Source organism: Citrobacter sp. CRE-46, from assembly GCF_059615875.1.
Genome location: NZ_JCAPUG010000006.1, coordinates 1 through 2,647 on the forward strand (window position 1 = coordinate 1; position 2,647 = coordinate 2,647).

Sequence of the window (2,647 nt, forward strand, 5' to 3'; positions counted from 1 at the left end):
CTTCACCAGAAACATAAACGCCACTACTGGCAGATGCAGATGTTGCATAAACAGCCAGCAATGCAATCGAAGACGCTATCAAAGTCTTTTTCATTTGTTGTACCTATGGAGATGATTTCCTTTTGGCTATAGCCACTTCAATGTTTAATAAAACATCGTTCTAATATTCTATATGGATGATTGTGTTATATGAAGATTTATATGAATGTATCTAGTTAATTTGATTGTTGCTGTTGGTGTGTGGGAGGGGCGTCTGGCGAATGCTAAATCTTATTATATGGGTTGGTAGGGGAATGAGAATGTATTGTTTTTTGTGCAACAGACACGATCCTCTTGAGATCCTTTCTGTGGCGTCGTAATCTCTTGCTCTGAAAACGAAAAAACCGCCCTGCAAGGCGGTTTTTCGAAGGTTAAGTCAGTTGGGGAACTGCTTAACCGTGGTAACAGGGTGTACAAGACCGCTGCCACCAAATACGTCCTTCCAGTTTAGCCGTAGTTTGGCTCTAACTTCAAGAACTCCGCATTAGTAATCTCTTGTACACCCCTTACCAATGGCTGCTGCCAGTGGCGCTTTTGCATGTCTTTCCGGGTTGGACTCAAGATGATAGTTACCGGAACAGGCGCAGCAGTCGGACTGAACGGGGGGTTCGTGCATACAGTCCAGCTTGGAGCGAACTGCCTTCCCGGAACCGAGTGTCAGGCGTGGAATGAGAAACCGCGGCCATAACAGCGGAATGACACCGGTACACCGAAAGGCAGGAACAGGAGAGCGCACGAGGGAGCCACCAGGGGGAAACGCCTGGTATCTTTAAGTCCTGTCGGGTTTCGCCACCACTGATTTGAGCGTCAGATTTCGTGATGCTTGTCAGGGGGGCGGAGCCTATGGAAAAACGGCTTCGCCGCGGCCTTATCGTTTCCCTGTTAAGTTTCTTCCTGGAAGATGCCAGGAAATTTCCGCCCCGCCAGTAAGCCGGTACCGCTCGCCGCAGCCGAACGACCGAGCGGAGCGAGTCAGTGAGCGAGGAAGCGGAATATCTCCGGGCTTATCTTTGGCACCGTACGCGCCATAGCTGCATTTTTTAATACGATGCAGGATAGGGCAAACGCCGCAAAATGACGTCATCCGACATCATTCCGCCGCGTTCGCCCAGTGACCTACAGTCGGCTCTGGGGTGTCGGGGCTGTGCCCTGACCAGGCGTTTTGGAGTATCGCCACCGTGGTGGCGGTGCTACAAAACATATCCTGTCCCTTCCTTGGCATCTCTGAAGTTTAGCCAGTATACACTCCGCTAGCGCTACGTGACTGGTTCAGGGCTGCGCCCCGAAACCCGCTAAAAGCACTGACGCGCCTGCGGCTTGCCCAACGCCTCACGGCACCGGATTAAAATCCGCTCCCGTTCACCGTTTCTGACTGCCTTTCACCGTCGCTTACGCTTCATCGTTCCTACTGTGTCTGGCAGACTGCAGGGACTATTCTCATACGGAGATAAACATGACGAGACTGACAAACCTGACCCCCACTGAGAAAAAGTTTATCGACGACGCTATAGCCGCTGCCGAACGTGCGGCCGGGAAGAAGCTCAATCAGCCTAACCGGCACATCGTCCTGAACAGAGCGCGTGCGCAGATTGAGTCGCAGCGTTACGCCGACCGCCAGCGTGCATTACGTGAGGATGAGCGGCAGCAGTCCGATTTTGCCTGGTCACGTCCGCGCGCGCCGCGCCGCTGATTGCGGATTTTGGCGGTTTAGTGGTGCTGACGCTGCGAAATCACCTGCGATTCACCCGCGTGCATAGCCATGCAGTCGCGCAGAAATCATCAGGGGCGTTTTTCCGGGATGCGGGTGAGGAAATGTGCCGGAAACGGCTCTGATGCGCCAGAATTGCGCTGAGGGCCTGTCAGGGGGTGCTGATAACGGATGTTATGTTTAATCCGTCTGATCTGCAGGTACAAAAAAGCCCCGGAGGGCTTTTGGATTATTTAGAACCGCAACCATTTCCTTGCGTAGGGGGGGGGAGGCCCACCCCCTACATTTTCGCTTAAAACTTATACGATACGCCAAGCATCAAATCATTAGATGATGCTTTTGTACTTGTGCTGATGGTGTCTGATTCATTACCTGCTGTTTCGGTTCTGCTGCCGGTTACTTTTCCACCGTCAACATATCTGTAGCTTGCATCGATAGAGATATTTGATGTGATGGCATATTTGACGCCAGCACCGACACCCCATGCGAATTTGTTTGCGTCAGCAGAGATTCCGTCACCATCTTCTTCTGTGATGTTGCTTTTGAGGTGTGACAGGCCAATGCCTGCTGTTAAATATGGTGTGAAGTCTGATGAGTTATGAAAATCGTAGTACCCGTTAACCATATAGGTATCCATGCGTACTTTGTTTTTCAGTTTTAAAGAATAGCTATCATCACCAAAAGTCTGTGAACTATTTGCATCGCCTCTGAATTTTGCAGCAAATTCCATTCTTACAGGAACTTGATACTGGTCATAGAAGTCATAACCAACAGCAACGCCACCACCGAAAACACTTTTGTTTTTGTTTTTGAAATTTAAGGTCGTGACATCACTGTCGCCTTGATATGTATATGTATCGGTTATGCTTTTATCCTTTACATTAATGATGGATGTTCCTA

3 protein-coding genes are annotated in these 2,647 nt (G+C 50.0%); 1 reads left to right on the top strand and 2 read right to left on the bottom strand.

What is annotated here, in order from left to right; all coding sequences use genetic code 11:
- Window positions 1–523 precede the first annotated feature (523 nt).
- Window positions 524–655 (bottom strand): hypothetical protein, encoded by a 132-nt coding sequence (locus AC534G_RS27250; protein WP_058673116.1) that lies wholly within the window; start codon window positions 653–655, stop codon window positions 524–526.
- 837 nt (window positions 656–1,492) lie between these two features.
- Between AC534G_RS27250 and AC534G_RS27255 the strand changes: the two genes are divergently transcribed.
- The gene (locus AC534G_RS27255) at window positions 1,493–1,729 is read left to right on the top strand and encodes a hypothetical protein (RefSeq protein ID WP_317680193.1); all 237 of its coding nucleotides are present in this window, start codon (window positions 1,493–1,495) and stop codon (window positions 1,727–1,729) included.
- A 310-nt stretch (window positions 1,730–2,039) separates the two neighbouring features.
- Here the strand turns inward: AC534G_RS27255 and AC534G_RS27260 are convergent.
- On the bottom strand, window positions 2,040–2,647 hold a 608-nt coding region (locus AC534G_RS27260), incomplete at its 5' end, for an outer membrane protein (protein WP_496594633.1).

Coding starts and splice junctions, on each gene's coding strand:
- AC534G_RS27250 (WP_058673116.1), bottom strand. CDS start 655: ATGCACGAACCCCCCGTTCAGTCCGACTGCTGCGCCTGTTCCGGTAAC.
- AC534G_RS27255 (WP_317680193.1), top strand. CDS start 1,493: ATGACGAGACTGACAAACCTGACCCCCACTGAGAAAAAGTTTATCGAC.